Annotated in this window: 15 protein-coding genes and 2 pseudogenes; 8 read left to right on the top strand and 9 right to left on the bottom strand. The window is 66.4% G+C overall.

All coding sequences use genetic code 11. The features are described from left to right. Positions 1–5: 5 nt before the first annotated feature. From CRM89_RS10865 to CRM89_RS10835, 7 genes are all read left to right on the top strand, one after another. Positions 6–1,640: a M23 family metallopeptidase gene (locus tag CRM89_RS10865; protein ID WP_127516150.1), complete on the top strand. Its 1,635-nt coding sequence runs from the start codon at positions 6–8 to the stop codon at positions 1,638–1,640. A 52-nt stretch (positions 1,641–1,692) separates the two neighbouring features. After that, positions 1,693–2,253, top strand: a complete 561-nt coding sequence (locus CRM89_RS10860; RefSeq protein ID WP_098083914.1) for a hypothetical protein — start codon at positions 1,693–1,695, stop codon at positions 2,251–2,253. Positions 2,254–2,369: 116 nt separating this feature from the next. Beyond that, the gene (locus tag CRM89_RS10855; RefSeq protein ID WP_172964490.1) at positions 2,370–3,227 is read left to right on the top strand and encodes a helix-turn-helix domain-containing protein; all 858 of its coding nucleotides are present in this window, start codon (positions 2,370–2,372) and stop codon (positions 3,225–3,227) included. 173 nt (positions 3,228–3,400) lie between these two features. After that, positions 3,401–4,501: a hypothetical protein gene (locus tag CRM89_RS10850; protein WP_098083912.1), complete on the top strand. Its 1,101-nt coding sequence runs from the start codon at positions 3,401–3,403 to the stop codon at positions 4,499–4,501. A gap of 170 nt (positions 4,502–4,671) precedes the next feature. Next, a complete protein-coding gene (locus CRM89_RS10845; RefSeq protein ID WP_127516148.1) occupies positions 4,672–4,956 on the top strand; it encodes a hypothetical protein in 285 nt (94 codons plus the stop codon). Positions 4,957–5,101: 145 nt separating this feature from the next. Further along, positions 5,102–6,937: a type IV secretory system conjugative DNA transfer family protein gene (locus tag CRM89_RS10840; RefSeq protein ID WP_172964489.1), complete on the top strand. Its 1,836-nt coding sequence runs from the start codon at positions 5,102–5,104 to the stop codon at positions 6,935–6,937. Further along, entirely contained in the window at positions 6,934–7,761 is an 828-nt protein-coding gene (locus CRM89_RS10835) for a DUF4913 domain-containing protein (RefSeq protein WP_098083909.1), read from the top strand. The genes CRM89_RS10840 and CRM89_RS10835 overlap by 4 nt, the downstream gene beginning before the upstream one ends. Positions 7,762–7,944: 183 nt before the next feature. On the opposite strand, the gene mobF is transcribed toward CRM89_RS10835, so the two are convergent. The 9 genes and pseudogenes from mobF to CRM89_RS31990 form a co-directional block, all read right to left on the bottom strand. Then, positions 7,945–13,896, bottom strand: coding sequence for a MobF family relaxase (gene mobF / locus CRM89_RS10830; RefSeq protein ID WP_172964488.1), 5,952 nt, complete (start codon positions 13,894–13,896; stop codon positions 7,945–7,947). 440 nt (positions 13,897–14,336) lie between these two features. Continuing rightward, positions 14,337–15,824: a hypothetical protein gene (locus CRM89_RS10825; RefSeq protein WP_098083907.1), complete on the bottom strand. Its 1,488-nt coding sequence runs from the start codon at positions 15,822–15,824 to the stop codon at positions 14,337–14,339. A 398-nt stretch (positions 15,825–16,222) separates the two neighbouring features. Then, positions 16,223–17,053 carry a hypothetical protein gene (locus tag CRM89_RS10820; RefSeq protein ID WP_195039643.1) on the bottom strand — a complete coding sequence of 277 codons (831 nt, stop codon included), beginning with the start codon at positions 17,051–17,053 and terminating at the stop codon, positions 16,223–16,225. Next, complete coding sequence (locus CRM89_RS10815) at positions 17,041–18,267, bottom strand: hypothetical protein (RefSeq protein WP_229434683.1); 1,227 nt, start codon at positions 18,265–18,267, stop codon at positions 17,041–17,043. Before CRM89_RS10815 ends, CRM89_RS10820 begins: the two co-directional genes overlap by 13 nt. A gap of 404 nt (positions 18,268–18,671) precedes the next feature. Then, positions 18,672–19,196 carry a single-stranded DNA-binding protein gene (locus tag CRM89_RS10810; protein WP_098083906.1) on the bottom strand — a complete coding sequence of 175 codons (525 nt, stop codon included), beginning with the start codon at positions 19,194–19,196 and terminating at the stop codon, positions 18,672–18,674. Positions 19,197–19,447: 251 nt separating this feature from the next. Beyond that, a pseudogene (locus CRM89_RS10805) lies at positions 19,448–19,933 on the bottom strand (single-stranded DNA-binding protein). 1,380 nt (positions 19,934–21,313) lie between these two features. Beyond that, positions 21,314–22,117: an adenylate/guanylate cyclase domain-containing protein gene (locus tag CRM89_RS10800; RefSeq protein WP_228833852.1), complete on the bottom strand. Its 804-nt coding sequence runs from the start codon at positions 22,115–22,117 to the stop codon at positions 21,314–21,316. A gap of 520 nt (positions 22,118–22,637) precedes the next feature. Then, positions 22,638–22,730: pseudogene (locus tag CRM89_RS30070) on the bottom strand (single-stranded DNA-binding protein); the annotation flags it as partial. A 129-nt stretch (positions 22,731–22,859) separates the two neighbouring features. Beyond that, positions 22,860–22,988: a hypothetical protein gene (locus tag CRM89_RS31990; protein ID WP_256385931.1), complete on the bottom strand. Its 129-nt coding sequence runs from the start codon at positions 22,986–22,988 to the stop codon at positions 22,860–22,862. Between the two features lie 378 nt (positions 22,989–23,366). Between CRM89_RS31990 and CRM89_RS30375 the strand changes: the two genes are divergently transcribed. Continuing rightward, a complete protein-coding gene (locus CRM89_RS30375; RefSeq protein WP_127516146.1) occupies positions 23,367–23,972 on the top strand; it encodes a hypothetical protein in 606 nt (201 codons plus the stop codon). Positions 23,973–24,264: the final 292 nt, after the last annotated feature.

The raw sequence follows: 24,264 nt of genomic DNA, 5'->3' as shown, positions 1-24,264 counted from the left end.
CGGTCATGTTGGCTGTGTCCGCGTGTGTCGTGCTGCCGGTGATCGTCGTGATCCTGGTCGTCCTCGCCCCACCACACGGCCCAGACGCCTGCACCCCTGTGCCCGACGCTGTCGCCGTTTCGGCCGACGAAGGACACAAGGTCAGGCCGATGAAGGCCGACACCTACACCCTCACCTCCGGGTTCGGGCCGCGCGCAGGTACCTTCCACTACGGATCGGATTGGGCTGCCGAACCTGGCACTCCGATCTATGCCGCCTCCGCCGGAGTCGTCGCCCAAGCCGGCCCGGCGTCAGGGTTCGGCACCTGGGTGGTCCTCGACCACAACCTGCCCGACGGTGTCTCCTCCACCGTCTACGGGCACATGTTCGCCGACGATGTCCTGGTCACCACCGGCCAGACCGTCCACGCCGGTCAGCAGATCGCCCGCGTCGGCTACAACGGCCAGACCGTGCCCGCCGGGCCGGGAGGAGCGCACCTGCACTTCGAAACCTGGACCGGCGGAACACGATTGGCAGGAGGCACCGCGACCGACCCGAACCAGTGGCTGACCGGCGCCAGCGAACCCAGCACGCCATTCACCACACCACGACTCCCGACCGTGGCCCCCGATGTCGCCGCAACGGACCCCGCGCCCTTCACCAGATCCGCACCAGAAACCGATCCCGGCCTGCCCCCGCTTCCACCGAACAAGGGCTCCGAGAAAGGACTACAGGTCAACGCTGTACGGGTGCTGCGTGAGCTGGCCGCGCACTACCCGCAGGTCACGCGATTCGAAACCTGGCGACCCGCCGCCCCCGGCGATCCGATCGCCGACCACCCTGACGGACGAGCCATCGACGTGATGATCCCCGACTACCTCAGCGGCCGCGGCAAGGCTCTGGGCGACGACATCCGCAACTACGTCATGGACCGTGGCACCGAGCTCGCGATCGATTACACCATCTGGCGCGGCGTATACCGCGACACCACCCACACGAACCAGCAGATGCCCGAGACCGGCGACCCCACCCTCGACCACTACGACCACGTGCACATCAGCGTCACCGCCGACGACCACACCAGCGACCACGCCGCTCCTGCGGCGCCCACCGGATGCGAGGCCGCCATATCCGAGTCCGGACACGACGACCTCGCCCCCGGTGCAGTGCCCGACGAGTACGAACAGTGGTACAGGCACGCCGGAACACTCTGCCCACAGATCACCGCATCCCTGCTCGCCGCCCAAGGCAAGCAGGAATCCGGATTCAACCCGAACGCCGAAAGCTCCGCAGGCGCCCAAGGAATCGCGCAGTTCCTGCCCGGGACCGCCGCGGCAATGAACCCCGACGACGGCCGCCCCTACGTCATCGACGCCGACGGCAACGGAACCGCCAGCGTCTGGGAGCCCGCCGACGCGATCACCGGCCAGGGCCGCTACATGTGCGCTCTGGCCCGCAAGATCGACAGCTGGATCGCCGAGGGCGCGGTGACCACCCACAATCCGCTCGAGCTGTACTTGGCCGCCTACAACGCCGGAGAAGGCGCTGTCCTGCGCTCAGGCGGATTCCCCACCGGCCACAGCGACTACCAGGTCCAAACCCGCCCCTACGTCGACACGATTCTCGCCCAAGCCCGCCACTACAGCACCACCCTCAGCTGAGAACGCCATGCCACACAGCCGAAACCACTCCTGCCGCGCACACGCTCGCGGGATGCGCGCCCCGCTGATCGTGGCCGCACTTGCAGGCGCTGCCGCCGTTGCCGGCGCGCTGACCGCCGATCACTCCGATTCTCACCGCGCCCCCGCATTGCACGACGGGCAGGTGCACCGTCACGACAGACCCTCTGACGCGGACGCCCGCATTCTCGGCCCGGACCCGGCGACCGCCGCCCCCGTGGTCGTCGCCGACCGCGCGTTGACGGCGATGTTCACCTGGCGACCCGGATCGGCCAGCTCCGGGGAGAACTTTGCTGCTGCCCGGCCATGGTTGACCGGCGCGCTGGCCCACGATGCCGATGCCTCCGCTGCCGGCTCGGAGATCCGCGAACCGGGCCCATGGCGGGCGTGGGCCGAGTCCGGCGACATCGTGGTCGCCACCACCGACCAGGCGGGCGTCTCCGTCGTCGACCGACGCGCCTCGGTGTACATCACTGTCGCCCAGCAAGTACTGCACCGTGACGGCACCGCGACGCCCTACCGGAGGTTGGCACTGATCGCTGAGGTCGAGCGCACCGACGGCGGCTGGCGGCTCGCGTCCTACCGAGCGCAATGAACCCGGCTCACGACAGGGAAACACCACTCACGCGGCGGCAGGCGCGCGCCGTCGTGCACCGCCACGTTCAACAGGCCTCCCGGACTTCCGTCCCAGAAACGGTCCGAATGCCGAGCTTGGGCAGCTTCCTGCGCCAAGTCCGCGAGAACATCATCATCGCGCGCACCGGGCGGTCGCTGCCGCGCGAACGCGCCGCCCAACGGATCGGGCTCAGCGTCTACTACTTGTCCCAAGTCGAAACCGGCATCCGAACCCCCACCGCGGATGCGCTGCGCCTCGTCGCCGAGGGCTACCAACTGACCGCCGACCAAGCCGCCTACCTGCACACCCTGCGCGACCCACCGCAACCACTACCCGAAACACTATGCACACCAACTGAAGACCTTCGAACACTCACCGATCGACTGACTGATTTCGACAGTGGCGGCATCGTGGCAGCCTACTTCGACCCCCTGTGGAACCTCATCGCAGCCAACCCCAGCTTCGCGCGTGCCTTCCCCGGGATGGACGAGCCGGGCCGCAACTGGGTGTCCTGGCATTTCAGCGACAGCGGCCGCCACCACCTCCACAACTGGGACGCCGAATCGGCTCTCATGGCGGCCTTGCTCAAGCCCGGCCTGGCACGTCACCGAGAATCCGATTCCGCACACCGGCTCCTCGACCACCTCCGCACACGCAGCGGATTCGCCGCCGCGTGGAACACAACGACGGTGCTCCACAGCCGACACCACACCGCCGCGACGCTCCTGCACCACGGCAGCCACCGCGTGCAGCTACAGCCCGAAATCGTTGTCGCCGAAACACCTCCGAGCCGCCGCCTGCTCTACCTGGGCAGCCCGCAACCGGTGATCGCGCGCTGGGAGAATACCGCGCCCCACAACCTCACCGGTCACGCAAATTGCGCTACCGGCGACGGTAGCGAAACCCCTGGCGGCTGCGCTGGGATGAGACACGACGGTGCCCTGCCGTCGTGAGAAAGGAACGAGGGGAGGTGAGCATGTGCGCGCTGAAAGCAGTCGGTCCCCTTCGCATCTGCTCACCCCCCGACCACAAGAGGAGAGAGCAGCCATGCTGACCGCTCGCGCAGCGCGCCACTCCGATCCGCTCATCGCCACCGGCCAGCCGACCGGCACGGACCGGTGCCGCGATGTCTGAATCGGTCGAGGAAGCCAGCGGCTCGGTCGCCGCGATGGTGGCAGCGGCACTGCGCACCAGCGAGCTCACCGGCAGGCTACTGCGCGGAAGCGGCGCCGAATCGCGCGCCTACACCGAGCACGTGCTGCGGATCCAGCGCGAAACGACACTGGCAAATGCCCGCTTGCGCAACCTCGCCAACGAAGACGCCCGAGCCGAAGCCAGGCATTCGACCGAACTGCACAACGCGCGTCGCCGCGATCAGCGCGCCGACGAGGACTTGGAACGTCGCCGCTACGCCGACGCGAGCAAAGACTATCGCGACCAGGAAGCCCATCAGGCGGTGATCGCGACTCACGCCGCTCGGCGCACACAGATCGAGATCGACACGATGGTCAGAGTCGCCGACGCGCAGCGACGCGCCGCCGACAGCGACGCACGCAACCGGCGAGATGACGCACGAAACGAGGCCGAGCTCAACCTCAGCCGCGCCCGCCGCGACATCGCCTGGGCCGACTTCGAGCGCCGCGAGGACGAAGGCCGACGCCGCGACGAGCGCGCCACCGCCGAACACAACGAACAGATGCGACTACTCCGTCGCCGCGACGAGCGCGCCGCGGACAAACATCAGCTCGAGATGCAGGAAATCACCGAACGCATCGAACAGCGACGACGAAGCGTCGGGTTGACCGAGACCCTGGCCACCGGCCAGCGCCATTACGCCAAGACCATCGCCGACGCCGCGGCGTTCGCCGCAGCCACCACCACCGCCGACATGGGATTCCAGGCCCGACACGACGCCGACGCCTACGCCGAACGCGCCCACAACGATGGCTTCGACCCTACAGCAGTCCCCGAGGCAACCCCGCTGACCGAGGAGCAACGCAGCGACCTCCACGACGCGGCCGTCGATTACACCATCGACGCTGTCGACGCCCACCGCAGATCACCAGGCGACCCACCTCAGGCCGACAACGCAGGACCCGCCATCGGCGAGTCCATTCGCGCCACCACATCGCCGGACTGCGACACCGCTCCAACGCCACCCACCACCTCGTCCGATGCCGCACGCAGGAACCCCGAACCCCACGCCGGCCCCGACGCTGGTCCCTGACCGAAACAGCCACCTGGAGAAGGTGAGGATTTTCGATGGCCGTGAACAGGATCCACCTCCCACCCACCGATCCCAGCCCGCCAGGACGAGAAGTTGTTGTCGGGTGGGACCGGCCTACCCACAGCTATTTCGTCCAAGTCCTCGACCCGGGACCTGACGGCGAGGACGACGTGGTTCTCGACGAGGGTGCCAACGCCTATGCCGAAATCACCGACCCGGCCATGGCCCTCGAACTCGCGAGCCGCTTCGCCTCCATCCCCGGCGACCTCCATCATCGCCTGCACAACATGCGCGACAGCGCCCGATCTTCCATATCACCCCACGCTGACCAAGGACCGTTGAAGGACGCGTTACGCACCACCCTGATCGCCACCGCCACCGAGGCAGCGCTCACCGACCCACCGACCATAAGCGCCCCCGACAGGCCATCCCCAGCGCCCGGCCCGCAGCTATGACCCCGACGCGCACGATTGCGGCTCGCGGAACCCGGGCGCAGACATTCTCGAGCGGGGGCCTTGTCACACAATCGCCACCACGACACGTCAGCCGCACCGCTGCGACAGGGTGCCACGACGAGCATCCAGTGGCATGGTCGGGGCGATGAGCGGCAACCGCGAAAGCCGTCGGCGCGGCCGCTCCCGCCTCGGGCAAGACCTCACCCTGCTGGTGATCGGACTCGCCACACTCGGCGTGCTGACTCTGGTCTGGGCCGCCTGGGCGACCGGGGCGGCCGTGGCGGGCCAGCCCATCGAATGGCATCCGCTCGCAGCATTGTTCGAACTCGCCTTCGGGGTGCGTCCCTGGCCGTGGCAAGCGTGGCCGCCGCTGGTCGTACTCTCCACCGCCGCCGCGATCGCCATCACCCAGTCCGTCCGCCGACGGCACGGTCGAAACACCGAGATCGACGCCGCCGCGCGCACCATGCAACATCCCACCGCACTCTCGATCGCCCGCCTCGAACACAACGCCTCCGCCGCAGCGCACCTACTGCACGACGCGCCCGACACCATCCGGTCCATGCCAGGCCCCCCGCTCGGGGAGACCCTCCTCGGCGCCATTCCCCTGCACGTCCCCGCCGAACTCGGCGTCTTCATCGCAGCAGGCACACGCACCGGCAAGACCATGGCATGGGCGATCCCCGCCGTGCTCGCAGGATGGGGCCCAGTCCTGGCCACCAGCAACAAACCCGACCTCTACCGGCACACCCTCACCGGGCGCCGACACCGCGGAACGGTATGGCTATCGGACCCGCAAGCTGTCACCGGAGCGGTAGCCGTCAACTGGTGGGTCAACCTCCTCCGCCCCGTTCGCAGCATGGCCACCGCACGCAAACTCGCCTCCTTCTTCGTCGACGCGTCCCGCGACGCCGACTCACGCGTCGACTCCTACTTCGACGGTGGCGCACAAGAACTGCTGGCATGTCACCTTCTCGCCGCCGCAACCGCCCGGGGCGATCTGCTGCATGTGACCGAGTGGCTCGGAAGGGACCAGGACCAAACGCCGGCGCTGATCCTGCGAGCTGGCGGCCACCACCGTGCCGCTCACCGAATCCTCGAGACACAGACCCTCTACGCTCGCCAACGCGACGGCCTCTACGACATGGCGCGACGATTCCTCAACGTCCTCTCCGACGCCACCTACGCAGGCATGATCACCCCACCCCAACGACGCACAATCACCGCCTACGACGACGGCACCCAGATCACGATCACCGCGCACACCCAGCCCGCCACCCACCACCTACCCGAGTTCATCCCCGACCACTTCGTCACCAGCACAGACACCCTCTACGCGCTGAGCATGTCCGGACCCGACTCCGCGGCACCACTGACGGCCGCGCTGGTCGGCCAAATTCTGGAAGCCGCCCTCGCCGCCGCCCGCAGCCGACCCGACGGCCGCCTCGCCGTCCCCCTGCTGGGTGTCCTCGACGAAGCCGCCAACTGCTGCCCGATCGGCGCGTTGCCGAACTACTACACCTACGCAGGCGGCCACGGGATCATCCTCATGACCGTCCTACAAGTCCTCGAACAAGGCGAAACCCTCTGGGGCTCCCACGGACTGAAGGCCATCCGCGCGCAATCCATCGAGGTCTATGGCGGAGGGATCGGCGACACCGACTTCCTCCAGCAATGGTCAACACTCACCGGAGACCACGACGTCGCCGACTACTCCACCAGCACCAGCAGTACCGGCATCAGCCGCACCCGGACGTGGCGTACCGAACCCATCCTCTCCATCGCAGACCTGGCCGCACTACCGAAAACCAGAGCCCTCGTGCGCCTCCCCGGACACAAACCCGTTCTCGTACGGAAGATCTGGTGGCACGACACAGAGTTCCGTGACGTCGTCGAACAATCGCTCGCGCAGTTTGCCGACGCCGACGATGGCGACGACCAACCACAGATCACTGTCGCAGCCCCCCAGGAGCCGCAATGAGCGGTCCCGGCAGGAAGCCACCACTACCTCGCGCATACCCGAACTTCGTTGCCTTCGCCGATCGATGGCTGTTCCCCCTCGTCGCGGTCCGGCTCGGTGAAGCCAACCGCGAAGGGACCTACACCTGGTGCTCCCAATGGTGGGCACACCGTGCCGTCTCGGTACGCATCGCAGCCTTGCACGAAGCGTTCGAAGCAGCCCGCGCACAAGGCGGAGCCGCTGTGTCGACCTTCGTCACCCGCCACGTCGACTCCCACATGCGAACCATCCTCGACGCCGCAAACGGCCCCCTACACCGCTGCAACCGCACCCACCACACCCCGCATCCGTCCCTGACTGCGGATCCTGTCCCGTCCGGCTGGTTCGACTACCCCGCGACTCAATCCGAACCGTCGACCGAGCGCGCGAACCAGACCTCACCACTGCGGTTTCCCACGGTGGGCGACTTCGTGCAACAGTGGCTTCTACCGGTTGTCTCCGTGCGGCTGGCCGGCAACGGCCGCGACGGCAACTACACCTGGTGCCGCCAGTGGTGGCGCCATCACGGCCCATCGGTGCGCCTGGCGCTCGTCCACCGTGCATTCGAGATCGCTCGCCGCAGCGATGACACCACGGCCTTCAGCAGCTTGTTCGTCGACCACGTCGACCCCCACATGGCCGTCATTCTCGCCGCCGGGGACGGTCCGCTGCACCGATGCACACCCGAGCAGCACAATGACCTTTCAGGGCTCACCTCGGCACGGCCCCCTGTCAACTGGTTCGCAACGGGCGGACGCGCGCCGCTCGAGGAGCTTGGATTCGGCCCCGACTATCGGCCGAAGTAGCAAGGACCTGCGAACGGTTGGCGGTATGCGGCCTCGATGGAAGTGCTCCGATTCGCGGTCGATGTCAGGGGGATCCCTCCGGCTACCCAGGCCGCACACGCGCGGCAGGCAATTGCGGCCGTGCGGGAAGGACCAGCGCGCGACGAGCCGTCGCGACCTGCAGAGCGTGTGCAGGAGTCACGCTTATAGCTCGAGGTCGCTCACGGGCCCTCGAGTCGTTTCCGGTCGTGATCGGGTGGGCGGCGTTGGCGGCGACGGATCTCGTTGCTCGAGGCCTTGTTCGATGAGGTGAGTGTTTTCACGCCGACGTTCTCGTGGGACGGATGCATCTCGGCGCTCACGCTCTGCGGTCAGTTCGTCGAGACGCCGGAGGAGGTGTGCCGGCGCTGGACTGTCATTAGCGTGCTGAAGGCCCTCTGGTGAGTTGCGCGGATCGCTTGTTCGATCGTCAGTCAGCCCTTGGAAGCGCGGGTGCGGACGAGTGAGGAGTTCTGCTTGCTGACGGGCATCATCGGCGGCACGGCGAGCGGCGTTCAGAGCGGTGACGAGCTCTCGCTTCTTTTGGCCGGCGGCGCTTAGGCGCCGTTCGAGGGCGGGGCGAGCGGACCGGCCCGCCGTCGGCAGCGCGGCGCGTACGTGACTGGCTTCGGCCGACAGCTCCCGGATTCGTGTCCGCAGGCTGTGGACGATTGCTGCGGTCTTGCGGGCCTCGGTGACGGCGTCACGGGCTTCAGAGTTCAATTCGATCGGGGTGCCGCCGGCGCTCGGTGTGGTGTCGCGGCGGTTGGAGACTGCATCCAGGGTGGTGTGCAGTGCGATTTCCGCGCGGATATCGTCGATGGCGGTGTCGAGCTGAGCATCGGTGAGGGCGAGCAACGAGTTGACCTCGTCCGGGGCGTGCTCCGAGTTCTGATCACGGATCCAGGTCGTCATCGCGACCCGGTGGGCGAGGGGAAGCCGCCGCCAGTCGCGTCGCAGCAGAGCGAGGGCATGCTGAACGGGGTTGGTCGTGGTGAGGTGCTCGCATCGGGCGATCAGGGCTCGTCCTGGTGGGTGGGGCGGCACGCCGACAACCCCGTTGGCACGGCATTCGCTGCACAGGCCGTCGTCGTAGCCGTCGCCGGCTGTTGACGGAGGGCGAGGGTCGCGAAGCGGGCGTTCGAGGCCGCACGCCACACAGGGAAGATCGCGGGGAAGCGTGAGTTCGGGCTCGTTCTCGCCGCTGCCGTACTGGTTTCTGCGGTGGGTGCGGAGGTCGTCGTTGGTGCCATAGATGTGGTCCACGCGTCCGACGAGGTGTTCGTGCACATCACGGTCGACACCGGGGCTTTGACGGAGGTGCGTGGGATCGTTGCGGGTGGGGTTGTCGCGGGGTGCTTCTCGCCGCCGGTCGCGGGTGTAGTGGGTGGTGGGTGATGTGTCGTGGTCGGGCTGGTGCAGTCCGGGATCGGTGGCGGGGATGCATGTCTGGATGAGGTCGGTGGCGTGGGGGTTGTCGAGGGCTGCCTGCTGCAGTCGGGCGCGGGCGATGGGGAAGGGATAGTGGCGCAGGGTTGCTTCGATGCGTCGGAGGATGCGCCGGTGTTCTTCGGGCAGATTCTCCAGCGCGGCGCGTGCGGTCCGGTCAGCGCCTGCGGCGAAAAGTGCTGCAACGGAATGGATATCGTCGGAGTGGTCCTGTGGTGCGTCAGCAGGGTTACCGCCGACGTGGTTCGTCCCGGTCGGCGGCTGTTGCCCTTCGCGCGCACGGGTTATCGGTGCGGGGTCGCCTGGAGGTGTGGGTGCGTGGTCGGGCGGTGACGCGATGTCGGGGAGCTCGGAGTGGGTGTCTTCGGATTCTGCAGGGGGTTCGGGGGTTCGGTCGTTGGGTGGCTGTGCGGCTTCGTGGTCGATGAGGTTGTCGATGCGCCAGGCAAGAGCAAGTGCGTATTGGTCGGGGCGCACGGTGTCGGTGTCGTCGCCGCGCTGTTCATCGATCAAGGTGATCGCGGTGTTCAGCGCTTGGCGGAGGGTGGATGTACGGTGTGCGGTGGCCCGTTCGAGCGCGGCGACGAGGCGTGGCCACGCGGAATCGGCCACCACACGGTCTCCGAGGTCGATGCCGAGTGCCGCGCGGACCTGCTCGGCGAAGTGGGGTGCCAGGGCCGGCTCGGGATTGCCGGTGTCGAGGGCGTCGAGAGTGAGGGCATGGAGTCGGAACCACAGCGCCGCGGCGGGCATGGCATCCGGCAGCGGGCCGGTCGCGGCAGCGTCGCAGAGGTGGGTCTCGATATCGATCCCGGCGCGGGCTGCGGTGTCGAGCCGGTCGGCCAGCACGGGCCAGAAGGGGTCGTCGAGGATGCGGCCGTTGATGCGTTTCGCGGCCGCCGCCCAGACGGTGACGGCGAGATGTCCATCGGTGACCACTTCGTTGGCGCGGGCGGAAAGCAGCTCTTGGTGACGTCGTTCGGCGGCCGCGCGGCGGGCGGGTCCGCACGGGCGTAGATCTTCGTCGGGAATGTGGCCTGCTGCCCGCCACACCGCCAGCTCGGCCACCAGGCGAGGATCCCCGCCCAGAAGCGGTCGTGCCCAGGCCGGTGTGGTTGCGGGAGTGTAGTCGCGTGCGCGGCGTCGGATCTGCTCGGCGAGGACAGCGATGATGCGTGCGCGTGCGCGCAGGTAGTCGACGATGCCTGCGCGTTCGGCGAGGGCGTCGGGGATGCCGGGCAGCCACGGGAGTGGTCCGGGCGAGGTGGAGTAGGTGTCGCGGGGGTCGAGTCGCCAGGCGAGGACGGCGCAGACCTCGGCGGCGGTAGACAGCTCGCGGACGCTGACCGCTTCCCGCAGCGCGGCGACGGCGTCTTCTCCGCTGCATGCGATGTGGATGAGATGCCGGCGTACGGTCCGATAGCCGGGAAGCCTGGTCAGTCCGGGGAGGATGTGTTCGGCGGCGGCGTCGAGGTCGATGGTGTGGGCATGGCTGAGCAGGTCGCTGGCGGCGAGGTCGAGGGCGTCGAGGTAGATGTCGACGGCGTGGCTGAGGCGATGCTCGGGGTCGCGGGCGTGGTGCAGGTCGGCGTGGGCGGAGACGGCGGTGCCGTCGCGGGCGAGGATCTGGGTCAGGATGTCGACGGCGGTGCGCGGGAGTGCGGCGTGGGTGGTGAGAAATGACTGCTCGCTACCGTCGACGGCGGTGGTCAGGTAGAGGTGGTTGGCCAGACGCCCGCGGGTGAGCGCCACGTAGAGCTGGTTGCGTGTTTCGCTGCCGTTGAGTGCCACGTGGCAGGTGTCGGTGGTGGTGCCCTGCGCGGAGTCGATGGTGGCGGCGTAGCCGAGCCGCACGCTTGTCGCGACGTAGGTCGCGGGCAGGTGGACGGTGGCGGCGAGCTCGCGGCCGGGCAGCAGGTGTGTCGCGGTGATGCTGCCATCGGCGTGCACCGCGTCGAGAACCCATTGGTAACCGTTACGCACGTAGTCGCTCTCACCCACCGGCAGGGCTGGTTCGTTGCGCGTGGTGCGAAGGATGTCGCCGCGACTGGCCGACAGGTCGTCGGCGAGGAGCACTTCGCGGTCCGACGCATCGGTCTGGGTGAGTCGGTGGGCACGCGCCAAGGTGTTGAGTTCAGCGACGAGAGCGTGGGTGGGGGCGAGCATGATCGAGTCTCGACCGCGTTCGTCGTCACGCCGCCATGAAGTGAATGCGGAGTTCACGACGGCGCCGGGTGCGCCGATGTGAATGCGGTTGCGGTCGAGATAGAACCCGAGTGCGGCTGCGCGGCCCTCACGCAGCATCAGCGATGCCGAAGCCTCGGCCGTATCGGCGAAGCGCACGACGTGCGTGAGGCTGATGGGCGGGTGGCCGCGCATCATGTCCGCGGCGGCGCCGGAGGCATTTACGGCGGGCAGCTGTTGGTCATCGCCGATCATGCGAATCGTGGCGCCACGCGCGAGCAGGTAGGTCAACATCCGCAACCGGGGCAGGTCGGCGATCTGCATGTGTTCGTCGACGATCACCAGGGTGCGGTTGTCGATGTCGAGGACCCATTGCGGTAGCGACGGGCGATTATTCGGGTCTGCGGTTGCCTGCTGTTGGGGTGTCGCATGGTGCTGGGCGAGCACATGAAGAAGCTTGTCCACAGTCGCAACCCGCACGCCGGTATCGGCCTGCAACACGGCGGCCGCGCGTGCGGTGGGTGCGAGCCCGAGCACGCGACCGCCTGACTCCAGCCATGCTCGGGTGAGCACCCGCATCGCCGAGGTCTTGCCCGACCCGGCTGGGGCGTTGCCGAACTGGATGCGCCGTCGCGAGGTCGCGAACGCGCGCACCATGGCTGTCTGGCCTTCGTTGAGGCGCCGTCGGTGGTTGGCGGGGTCGCTGTTGTAGTCGGCGATAGCGTCCTCGACCACATACGCGGGGAGGGCGTGCGCGCCGGCCTGAAGCGACATTTCGGCCAATCGTGCTTCCAGATCCAGCACTGCCGGTGCGGTGTAGACGACGACGTCGTCCGGGTGGAAGATGCTGGTTCCGTCGCTGCGGGTGAACAGTGCCGGTGGGATGCGCAGTGCAGGCTCGGCATGCCGGTCGGGGTCACCGCGCGGGATCGACCGTGGCGGCGACAGGGCCGCGGCGGTGAGGGCTTCGGCGACGTGCTGCCACTGGTCGCGGGTCACGTGGCCGCGGATTCGGCGCTCGACTTCGCTGCGGACGTGCCAGCGCCTCCAGGTCGAGCGTTTGGCCGAGACCGCCTCGATCACGGCGTCAGCGCACCGCTGGATCCAGGCTTCATCGATCACGGCGCCGGTGGCTGGTGGGCCGTCGAGGATGGTGGCGAGCATGTTGTCCAAGGCGGGGCGTCCGCCGAGAACGATGATGGCTTGTGCGCGCCAGGTCTGGCGCTGTTCGGCGCGCGTGCGGTGCTGCTTGCGGGCGCGGGTGTCCAGCGCGGCGCGCTTGCTGAGCGTATACATTTCTGCTGGCGTCGGTTCGCGGCCGTGCGTGCGTTGGAAGTCGATGCTCAACCGACCCAGCCGTTCCACGACCTGCGCATGTCGCTGCGACCAGTACCGCGCCAACCCTGCATCCACGCCGACGATTTCGCGGACCGGCGGTTTGCCGATACCCGCGCCGGGTCGGTCAGCGAAGCGGACACCCAAGGATTGCAGGTGAAGTTCGAGGCGGGTGTTGTAGACCTCGCTGGCCGCGACCGCGGATCGGTAGAACATTGACCCATCGAGGGCGCGCCATCTGCCATCGGCCTTGGTCTTGACCTTGTTCGACACCACCAGATGGGTGTGTAGGTCCGGATCACCAGCGCGTGAGTCGCGGTGCTGAAACACCGCCGCGATCAGTCCGGTGATTTCGAGATGCTCGATTCCGTTGCGGCCGCGGCGGGTGAATGCAGCGTGGCGTTCGAGGAAGGTCAGAGCGTCAGCGACTGCGGCCCGGTGCGCGGCCTCGACCTGTTCTGCGACGGTGCGCGGCGCTATCGCCCACAGGACCGAGACGCTCTTGACCGGGCTGAATGTCCAGTCGTATCCGGCGACAGCGGTTGTGGTGTGACGATTGTGGCGAGCGATCCATGCCGAGAGTTCGCGGTCGTTGAGCGGCCCGCGCCCGAGTTCCTCGACGAACATCTCGCGGGCGACAGCCGTTCGGATCCGGGCGCGCTCGTGCTCGGCAAGCGGCGCACGACGGGGCCGTCCACCGGCCGTATTGAACTCGCAGAAGCGCTGTGCGCACCGTCGTCGAAACGTCGAAGGCGCATAGATGCGAAACCGCTCGCCCAGTGCGGCGGCGAACTCGGCTGAGCGCGCCGCCTGGCGACGTGTAGCGCCCGCCGCCAACGCCTGAGCGATCACAGAGGCCCGGATGCTGGCGGCTTGCGGATGCACACCCTGCCCGAACAGAGCCTTCATCTGCTCGGCGGTCACGGCGGAACCTGTCTCGACCGCCGAGACAGCGACTGGCCTGTCCTGAAACCTCATGGTCAGATCCGGCAGGCCCGAACCCATCCATTGCCCGGGAGTTTCCCCGCGTGCGGTGTAGTAGTCGGCCAGCGCGAGGCCGCCACGTTCTGCCGCGTCGTGCGCAGCGACGTGACGGGTGTAGTACTCGTACCCATCACCGGCGGTGATCTTGTGGAGGGACGCGGTCACGCTTCCATGACAAACCCGAGCCATGACTGGCTGCCACCGGGTGAGCTGATGCCCTCTGCACCAGCGCTGCGAGCACTACCGCCCGATGCCGAACCGATACCCCAGATGCAAGAGGTGTAACCGGCTGAAGTGAGGCAGATCACAGGGACGCGAGGGGTAGTGCCGAGTTTGCCGAAGAGGAGAGTCCCGTTGCCGATGAACGGATGAATCGCGGTTCATGGCCAGGCGGGTTGTTCTAGCGTGCTCGATGAGAGCGGCGGACGAGGCGGGTTTGATCGTCGTCCCGGGAGCCGCGCACCCAACCAGCGCGCCAGGTGCCTCAGCGGCGTCTCCGCCTCGGCGCAGACGGGAGCGGATTGTCGGAAACCTCGGTCGACGATGCGTGGCTGGGACCGTCGGTGTGGTGGTCGGCGGTCCCGGCCGTGGCGGATGACGCGGGGTCAGGCGGCGCTGGTGTCGGTGGGGGAGTGCAGGCCGAGTCGGATGCGGCACGGCGTGCAGTAGCCGTCAGCGTTGACGATGGTGGGTGTGACACAGCCGTCGCAGCGGCCGTGGTGTTGTCCGGCGCCGAGCATCGGGCGCCGAGGCGTGCGAGCGGGTGCGGGGCGCCTCGTGGTCGCCGGTGCGGCGGTACGGTTGGCCGCGACTGCGGGGGCGCCGAAGTGATGGTGGCAGAACCGGTTGATGATGCGGCAGATCGGATGCGGGGCGGCGCGGCGGTAGACCTCGGCCAAGAGCGCGACCGCGGCCTGCGGATAGGCGCGAGTGAGGTACAGGCAGCGGCTGAGGACGAACTGATCGAAGGTGAACGGTTGCGGCAGACTCGGGATACCCGGGTGAAGGGTCTCCCGGCATTCCCCGCAGAGTCCATCGTCACTGACGAGGTGTCCGCCGCGCCGGTGCAGTGGCCGTTGGTCACTGAGGGCGCGTTCGATGAAGCAGGAGACGCACCGCCAGCCGACGACAGGATGCATCGCGGCGTGCACATCATCGATGCCGTTGCCTTGGTACGGGATCGACTCGCGGCCGTCATCGGGGTCGATTCCGGTGCGGTCCTTGGCGAAGGCATGTCGCTCGGCGTCGCTGATCCGGCGTCTCGAGCGCTGATGTTGCTGGGGTCGGCGGGTGGCAGGAAGGTCACCGGCGGCTTGCAGCATGGCGTGTGCCTCGGATGCGGCTCGGTCGGCGGTGGCGGGGCGTCGGGCGGCGTCCCAGGCGTCGCGCAGTTCGACGGTGTACTGGTCGGCGACGTGGTCGAAGTACACGGTGTCCCACATCCTTCGACGATGATCGTCGGCGAGTTCGGGCCGTCGGTCGACGCGTCCACTGTGGCGTGGGCGCCGGTCGAGCTCGGTAGCCGGTGGGCTCGCCTCGTCGATGTCGACGCGGTACGCGTGTCGGGTGGTGTAGTCGTCGTAGGCGGCCTGGGCGTGGTGGCGTTCGCTCATCTGTTCAGTGGCCGCTGGTTGGGGGCGGCGTCGGATGCGTTCGGCGACGCGGTCCGGACGCATCCGAGCCGCGTCCATGGCGCGGGTGGGCGGACGGTGCAGGGCGAGGTCGCGGGGTCCGCCACAGCGGAAGTCGCTGCGCGGCAGATACGCCTGTTCGAGTTCGACCTCGACGATGTCGAGTCCGGCTTGCCGACGCGAGTACAGGCCGGGATCGGTATCCGGGGCGCAGGCGATGATCAGATCGGCGAGTTCGGGCCGCCGCAACGCGACGCCGGTCAGCCAGGATTGGGCCTCGCGGAAGGGGTGGCGGGAGAACATTTCGGCCATCTCGTCGAGGAAACCGAATTCTTCGGGGGTGGCCTCGACGAGCGAGCGGGCGAACAATCGGCGCGCGGCGCTCCGGTTGGTGGACAGCAGGTAGTCGACCTGGGCGAGTGCAGGGATGAATCGGGAATCGGTATCCAGGACAGTAGTCAACGCAGAGGTTCCAATCTGTGAGCGTTGCCGGTACCTGAGCCGAGGGGGCGTCCTCAACACAGGGATGGTCGGCCGGTCGTGTGACCAGCCCGAGGGCGTGAAGCCAGCTGTGGGCGCGACACGCGGGAGGGAACGCGCCGGGACGGGCGACGGCGAATTTCTCGCGCTGATGGGTCTGCTGAGCTTTCGATGTGTCGCCGCGCAGGAGAAATTCGTCGGCGCACGGGCGCGGGCCCGGACGCGTGGCGTGACCGCAGCTGGTAGCCCTCGAAAAGGGCTGGGCGCGCGGCCGGACGAGCAGCCCGACCCACCAACACCACCCACCATTGCCGGGAACGGCACCTGCCGAAGCGAATTCGCTACGGTGCCTGTGGCCGAGAGTTTCATCGCCCGTGGCTTCAACACCGACGAGGTGCGCGTCGAATGCCGTGTGGCGCCCGACCGCGATCGAGCCGGGCATGTTCAGGGTCGCAAGTGCCGGCGTCGCGGTGCGTATGGTCTAGGTGGTCGCAATCGCAACCCGGAAACCGGGGTGGCAGTGGGGTGCAGAAGCCGCACCACGCGCAGTGCTGGCATGTCTGGTCAAGCTCGTCGGCTGTGTCGGCGATAGTGGGTTGGCCGCAGTTGAGGCAGTACCCGGCCCACTCCTCCCCCTCGTCGTCGAACGGCAGGTAGCTGGTGTTGGAGTACCAGGTGCCGTTGTCCCAGATGCCGAGGTGTTCGTTGAAGATGTAGGCGCGGCGCTGGTAGGCCGGATCGACGGTGAGAATCACCATCTTGTCGGTTCCGAGCCAGCGTTCCAGGCGGGCGCGCCCTGCCCAGGAATCCCAGGGCCCGAACGGTTCGCGAGGAAGGAAGTTCTCGGCCGCGATGCGGGTATCGGAGCGTTGGTCGCCACGTTGCGGGTGGACGTGCGAGGGCAGAATGCCGTTGTGCGCGAGCACGGTGCGCACGTCGCCACCGATCGGGAAGGGGTGGCAGTTGCCGATGTCATGTCGTCCGTGGGTGGCCAGGCGCGAGTGGAACAACGCTGGGCCTTCGGGGAACCGTTCGCGCACGGAGGCGAATTCGGCGAGCACCGCCGCGCCGTCGAGTCCGTGCCCGACAGTGATGGTGGTGGTGCCGGTGAGGACGGCATAGCCATGTCCGTCTGGGTTGGCCAGGGCGCCGTTGTTCAGAGCATCAAGGTCAGGGGCGCTGCCCGGGGTGAAGAAGGTCAGGATGCACAACGCAGTGTTTCCATTTCGGCGATCAGTGGGGCATAGGCGGGGCGGCGTCTAGCGACCCAGGCGGTGAAGGCGCGCCACTCCCAACCGCGGTGGCGTGCGATCTGCGCGGTGGTGAGGCGACGGGTGTATTCGGCCGAGGCATCGGCGAACGCCAATGCGGCCTGTACTTCTCGGGGGCATAAGGAGCTGGCGAAGACCCGCAGTTCGAAGGTGTTTGCCGGACGGACATTGACCGCCCGATAGCGTGAGACGAACACGTCCTCGTCGCGGGTGCCGTGGGCGTCCTCGGCGGCGCGGGCGCGTGCTTCGCTGTCGAAGGCAGCCCATTCGATGCTGCGCCGCCTAGCCAGGGTGATGATCTGCTCCTCGTTGCGGTAGACGAACTTCAGCCAGCGGTAGATATGGGCCGGGCCGGAGAATCCGGATCGGGAGAGATGGATGTGGATGCCGACGCCGTCATCGGTAAACGCGCCCAGCATGTCCAGTTGACGCAGCAGCGGCCAGGGAAAGTGCTGGCGCGCGAACGGGTGGGACATGGGGTGGGTGACGATTTCGAATCCGCACGAGATCGACCGCTCATCCTTGAGATATCCGAGGTCGCCTAGGTGGTCGACGGCGAGGTCGACCGCCTCGTCCAGAACCGAGCGTGGCGTCTTCACCTCGAGTTCCAGTCCCAGGAACAGCGGGCCTCGACCGTGGAAGACCGGCTCGGGTTTGTAGTCGGAGTCGAAGAGGTGGGGGTTGCTGCGACTCGGGCTCGGGCACGAACGGCAGGAGGCCTCGCCGAGGGGAATGAGAGTGCAGCAGTCGGCGCACTCGTGGTAGTTCTCGGCCGCGCACTCCGAGCACACCTGCTGGCCGCAGTCGACGGCGTTGATGTCGACTGCATAGGCGGCGCACGCGTCGCAGGTGAGGTAGTGGGCGCGGCAGCCTGTACAGACATCGCGCCCGCCGATCAGCGCGGTGATTTCACGGGTGTAGTCCTGGCAATCATCGCAGCGCGGCCAGTCGATCCAGCACTCGCTGCACAACCAGGCGTCCTCTACGGTCCGACGCCGCTCACGGGCGTGGTTGCCACAGCTGTCGCACGGCACAAGCGCGGCCACGCATCCCCGGCACAGACGCTCGCCCTCGACGGTGGCGACCAGTTCGGGTATCGGCACAGGATGCGAGCAGTCCTCACACATGTCCTCGGCCACGGTGGCAGCGGGCACGAGCAATCACGACCTTTCTTGGGGAGAGGAGACGACAAAGCCCCGCGCCGGCCGAAAGCCGGGCGGGGCTTTGCAGTGAGCAGACAAATCAGCAGTGGGCCGGGTCTGTTACCGCACCACCGGGGTGTGAAACGACCGCGATGGGAAACCATGCCTCTTCGCCGCTGAGGTGGTACCCGATCTAGGGTCTTCGGCACGCGGGCTTTGAATTGAGCAGCTTCTGGTGTGCGCCGAGTCATCGATCACCGGCTAGCGGGATACGGCAGCGGTCGGGATGCGGCGGGGCGCTTGTGGCGGCGTAGCGGCCTGGGACACCGCCTCTCATTCAGGGCTGGAAAAGGAGGTGTTCGGACGGTCCGCCGTGAATCAGGCTGGGCTGTGGTGCCGATGCCCCGCGAGAGTGGTCAGAAGGGTGGCTGCGCAGCCTCGTCGGCGTGGGTGAAGGCGGCGCTCGACGGCCATGACTCCTCGCCACGCCACGGATCGCCGTCCTGGGTGTCGCTCGTGGCCCGGTCGGCAGTGGAGTGATCGGCTGGCTGGTTGAGATAGGGGCGGGTGGTGGTTTGCTTCGCCTTGCTGACTTTGGCGGTGGCATACCGCAGCGATGGACCGATTTCGTCGACCTCGAGTTCGACGACGGTGCGTCGGTCACCGTCGCGAGTCTCGAAGGTCCGTTGCTTGAGCCGTCCGGAGACGATGACCCGTGCGCCGCGCGTGAGCGATTCCGCGACGTTCTCAGCGGCCGCGCGCCAGATGGCGCATCGCAAGAACAGCGCCGCGCCGTCCTTCCATTCGTTGACGGTGCGGTCGAACACCCGGGAGGTGTTCGCGACGGTGAAATTCGCTACTGCCTGCCCTGAGGGGGTGAATCGTAACTCGGGGTCGGCGGTCAAGTTCCCGATGACGGTGATGGTGGTTTCTCCGGCCATAGGAGACTCCTGTCTTTCGAAAGGGTTGAAGGGCCGCCGCCACCGGTCCGCTGGCATGCATCCGATGGTTGCTCGCTCGCTGTCGGTCGCGACCGGCCCGAGAGTGCGGTGTTTCGGCGGGGTCGACGGTCAGCGGCGGTCGACTTTGTGACCTCTTTGGGCTCAGCGTCAAAGGGGCCGAACGCTATACCGACACCCTTCACCACCGCGACCTCGATGGGAAAGGTGCCAGTTCAGTGTGACGACGCGGCTCAGAAAGGTGGTTCACCCGACTCGCCGAATCCGGAAGTAACGGTCCCGGGATTGCTGGGTTGCATTGCGTCCAGAGCGCCCCCGTGGTTGGTGTATGAGCCGCTGGCGCTTGCGCCGCTGCGGTTGACCCTTGAGACTTTCGCAGTCGCATACTTCAGCGACGGGCCGACCTCGTCGACTTCGAGCTCGACCACCTGCCGTGTTTCTCCTTCACGGGTTTCGTAAGACCGCTGCTTCAGGCGTCCGCTCACGATCACACGTGAGCCTCGGTCCAAGCTCTCCGCAGCGTTTTCGGCAGCCTCTCGCCAGATATTGCACCGCAAGAAGAGCGCTTCGGAGTCCTTTCATTCGTTTATTCTCCGGTCGAATACGCGGGGAGTGGAGGCGACGGTGAAACTTGCCACAGGCACGCCCGCAGGCGTGTATCTCAGCTCTGGTGCGGCTGTTAGGTTGCCTTTGACGGTAATGACTGTATCTCCGGACATGATGAATCCTTCAGGCTTGTAGTGTACAACGCTCGGTCCGATTGCATGCGACTCCAAACCGCGATCAGATAGCTCCGTCATCGAAAGTAGAGCACCTCAGTTTGAGTAGTCAGGCGGAGGGCTTAATTACGAAAACCCCGGATTGATTTCAATCCGGGGTTCTCATATTTGTGTGAGGAGCAGACGCTGAGCTGCGGCTTTTGGTATCGGCAAGCAGCCTGTCTGGCATGATCTCAGTGCCGCTCAGCACTACGTAGGGGCACTCCCGCCCCATGTAGCAATTGCGATCGCGGCTGCGCTAAGGCCTAATACGAACCCGAATGCGCGAAGAGCATTCTTAAATGCCGAGTATTTGCATAGGGCGATCTGAGCGAGGGTATGATTCTGTCGCCAAGCTTCCTCGATGACGGTCCGTCGGTCTAGATCCGCAGGAGGTTGGGGCATGGCTGCAATGGCGGGCCACGCGAACCGGTTGCTCTCTGCCGAAGTTGTTCGTGGTATCAACGCTTGATAGACAAACGCTGCTGTAGTTACCGCGGCTGCTGCCCAAAGGATCAGGGCGGCGATCAAGACCAATTTGCAGGAGAAGTGAGGATTGCTGAGAGTCCCCCGAAAGACATCGGCTTTAGACGCGGTTGCAGTAATTACGACACCGAGGGCGGCGGCCAGAACTGTGACCTTCGTGTCGGCGTTCTTGATCCAGTTGCCAAACTCTTGCATGGCAAATTTGGCGTCCTCCCAGCCTGCGACGGCCTCCTTTTCAGGGGGCTGAGGCCCTGATCTTCTACGCAGCATGTGAGACATAGCTTTCCGTCGGCCATTTTCCGGTATAGACCCACTCGACGTAGCATGCATGCCAGTGGGCTGCCCACCCGACTACTGTTGCGGCGGTATCGGCGGATGGGTCCCAATCCTCCTGCGCTGCTACGCAAAGAAAGCCGTTCAAGTAGAGGTGGGGTGCAGGAAGGTGTATCCGTCCGACTCGCCTTCGGCGAGGTTTGGGATCGATTGGCGCAACATCGGGAAGCCCGCGGCTATAGCGGTGCATCACCGCAATCTTGAATTCGGCATTGTTGGTTCGCACGGAGCCTACCCAGGCTGGGGGCGAGTCTGCGTCGCCACCAATGAGTCGGAAGTCGGGGAAGTGCGTGCGCATCGCTTCTATCTCCACGTCGAGTGCTCCCTCGGCGAGCCACCATCCAGGTGAGTCCTTGCTGTCCTGTGGTGCTTCTCCTCCGTGGAAGGTGTGCGACTTCAGAGGCATGGATGAAGCTGTCTGCCTGACCTCGGTGGACGTGTCGAAAACCAGTAGCCCGTTTGGGAGAACTCGCCGCGTCAAATTGTGTCCGTGTATCTTGAGCAGATTTGCGATTGTCACCGTCATATCCTTCCGAGTACTGATTCGAGAGGCCTACCGCTAATCTCGGACATCGCCGAATCCGCCTCGGGTAGTATGCGTTGCCAAGAGTGTAGATAGTAATTGTATCGACGGAGATCCGAACCTCGAGAATACCGTTTCGGCGAGTTCTCGTGTGCTGTCAAGAGGTCTGGCGAGTTGATGTAGTCCGCAAATCCCTCCCCAACGACCAGTTCCCATGACTTTGCTGCCTTTTCGCACTTGGCTGCGAAGTTCGAAGCGAATCCTACAATATTTATTTCGTTCACCGTGGGCGTCCCGGACCGGACGAAAGTTGCCTTACCGTAGTCGGCGCCTGCACGTGCCTGGACGGGCTCGATTCCCCAGGATTTCAATTGAGGATTCAGGTAATTCTGGGTTGCATCCAAGGCGGCTGCGCAGGCTGCCGCCGCGACTGCGACAACCGCCTTCGGCTGAGGTGTGGGGCCGAAACCGGCAAAGAGTCCATCGCCGCGCAGGCCGAGTACGTGCCCTCCGAAACGCTTCACCACGAGCGTGAAACCGGATAGTACTGCGTGTGCAAGGCGGGTCACGTCTTCGGGGTCGTCCCAGAAGGTGCGTGCTGTGAAGTTGGTCAAGTCGAGGAAAACCGACGCCATGTCACAGCTGCGCGCTTGCCCTACCGCGAGATCTGCGAACTCCGGGTGTCCGGTGACAATCTGCCCTGCCGAGGCGGTTAAGGGGGCACTCGCTGCTGCCTTGCTCTCCGCCGCACTTCGGTAGCTGGAGAGCACGTGGCTGGAGAACTCGGTCCCTATTTGTGTCATGGATGCCTCATCGCTGGTTATGCAACTGCCTGGCGTGGGCTTGGGCCAGGGCGGGGAGTTCGAGCCTTGTAGTTACATCGTTGCAATTATCGGTACCACTATACCTAGTACCCTCGGTCCGGCGCAAGCACGACATGTTGTGTCTCGACCGTGAGCCCCGCGCTACCCGGCACTCCTCTAGTTGCCGTCGCTCGTCGACGGTCCGCCGTGTGAGTTGGTCGAGCAGCGATTGCCCGACAGCGCTTGCTCCTCCCGCGGTGATGGCCAGCTCAAGGATAGGAGGGTGGTCTGACAAGCCATCGATTCCTTCAGTGCATGGGCGTGCACCCTGGTTTCGTCCCTTCCGCCGCACCGCCGCACCGCCGTGTGGTTTTGCGGTCGAGCCGGTGAAGGGTGACGCCGCAGGGTAAGGACACAACCGTTGTTCCCTGGGCCGGAAACCCTCGGATTCGCGAACTGGCGGGGTCAAACGCCCTCGTCGAAGCGGCGCTCACTTCAGTTCCGCGTGATAGCCACTTCGGAATTCGTGGACCCACGTGAAACGTGGGGTGAATCGTAACTCGGGGTCGGCGGTCAAGTTCCCGATGACGGTGATGGTGGTTTCTCCGGCCATAGGAGACTCCTGTCTTTCGAAAGGGTTGAAGGGCCGCCGCCACCGGTCCGCTGGCATGCATCCGATGGTTGCTCGCTCGCTGTCGGTCGCGACCGACCCGAGAGTGCGGTGGTTCGGCGGGGTCGACGGTCAGCGGCGGCGGGTGAAGCGCACGGCCCATGTGGTCAGCAGGCCCAGGCCGCTGATCGCGACGGCGAGCACCGCCCATTCGGGCCAGGTGAACAGCGAAAGGAGATGTGAGAGCAGTTCGGAGAGCATTCTTTTCCCTGGAGGACGGACCAAATGGGCCGAGAACCGAGTTCGGTGGCAGTGCGGTTGGTACCAACCCGGCGTTGTGGGGCAGCCCGTCGCGGGCGGTGGTGTGTGAGGAGCTGCGGAGACGACGAAGGCGGGCCCGACCTCAGGCCGAACCCGCCTTCGTGCTACCGCGCAGAGACTTGTGAGAAGTCTGCCGCTCGATGAGCGGCCCCACGCCCGGACTGCGGGGGCCGAGCACGCTCAAGGGATTGGAACCCGGTGGTGCTCGGCGAGATTCAATTTATCGGGTGCCGCTGGGCTGTCCGGTGTTGCGCAAGGGTAGTCTGGGCTGCGGGGACTGACGCCGACAGCAGAGACACTGACGGGTCAGGAGTGAGAATGAACAACAGTGCCGGTGCTGCCCATCGCGGCGGACGTCGTCGTCGGCCTCTCGTCGCCGCTGAGCAGGCTGAGCGGGAGCGTCGCCGGCAGCAGCGTCGGGCGGCTGCTCGGGAGCGTGAGCAGCGAATCGACGCTGCCGAGAAGGACTTTTACGCAGCGGGCGACACGATTGCTGCGATCGAAATCGAGCTACGCGAGCAGCTGACCGATCTGGAGGCACGCGGGCAGCGCCTGCGCGAGGAAGCGGCCCTGCGGATCCGCGCGCAGTGTAGCGCCCAGCAGCGAGCCGTCGTTCGTCTTCGCGAGGACGGCTGTGGTGTCACCGAAATTGCCATGCTCTTCGACATCCCGACAGCGCGGGTACGGAGCATCCTGGCCGAGGAGCGCCGTCGTGATACGTCGGAATCACCTCAGATTGTCGCGGCCGAGGACCCGCGCGCGGCCATGCGGGTCCGAAGGGCTGCCGGTCTCGATCATCCAGAGGAGAAGCCAATGCCGACCGGGCCTGCTGGCAGCACCGAGGCCATAGCTCCTGGCGGCGACGTCGTTGGCCATATCCCGCCTTCGCGCACTGTCGTCCCGAGGTCGGCAGGTGCCGGTTAGACAAGCAGCTCGCTCTCCGCGGCCCCGTGACTGCCCGCTGTCTCTCGGCTGAAGCCGCGATCGCAATGGAAGTCGGGATTGGGCGCGAACGATTGACACGCCTCCTCCGCGAACCGGAGTCAGGCTAGGGAGCAGAGCAGTCCCCTACCCCGGAAGAGACTGCTGACATGAAAATTCGCTAGTACAAAGGTGCTTCGCTTGAACGAATTGGAACGGTGCTGGGCTACGCGCCCGGCAACGTCAGGACCCATCTGCTCGCCAACGGCGTTGTCATGCGCGACACCCGCCAACA

The organism is Nocardia sp. FDAARGOS_372 (genome assembly GCF_002554515.1).
Taxonomy (GTDB): Bacteria; Actinomycetota; Actinomycetes; order Mycobacteriales; family Mycobacteriaceae; genus Nocardia; species Nocardia farcinica.
This window is presented reverse-complemented; position numbering and strand designations above follow the sequence as displayed.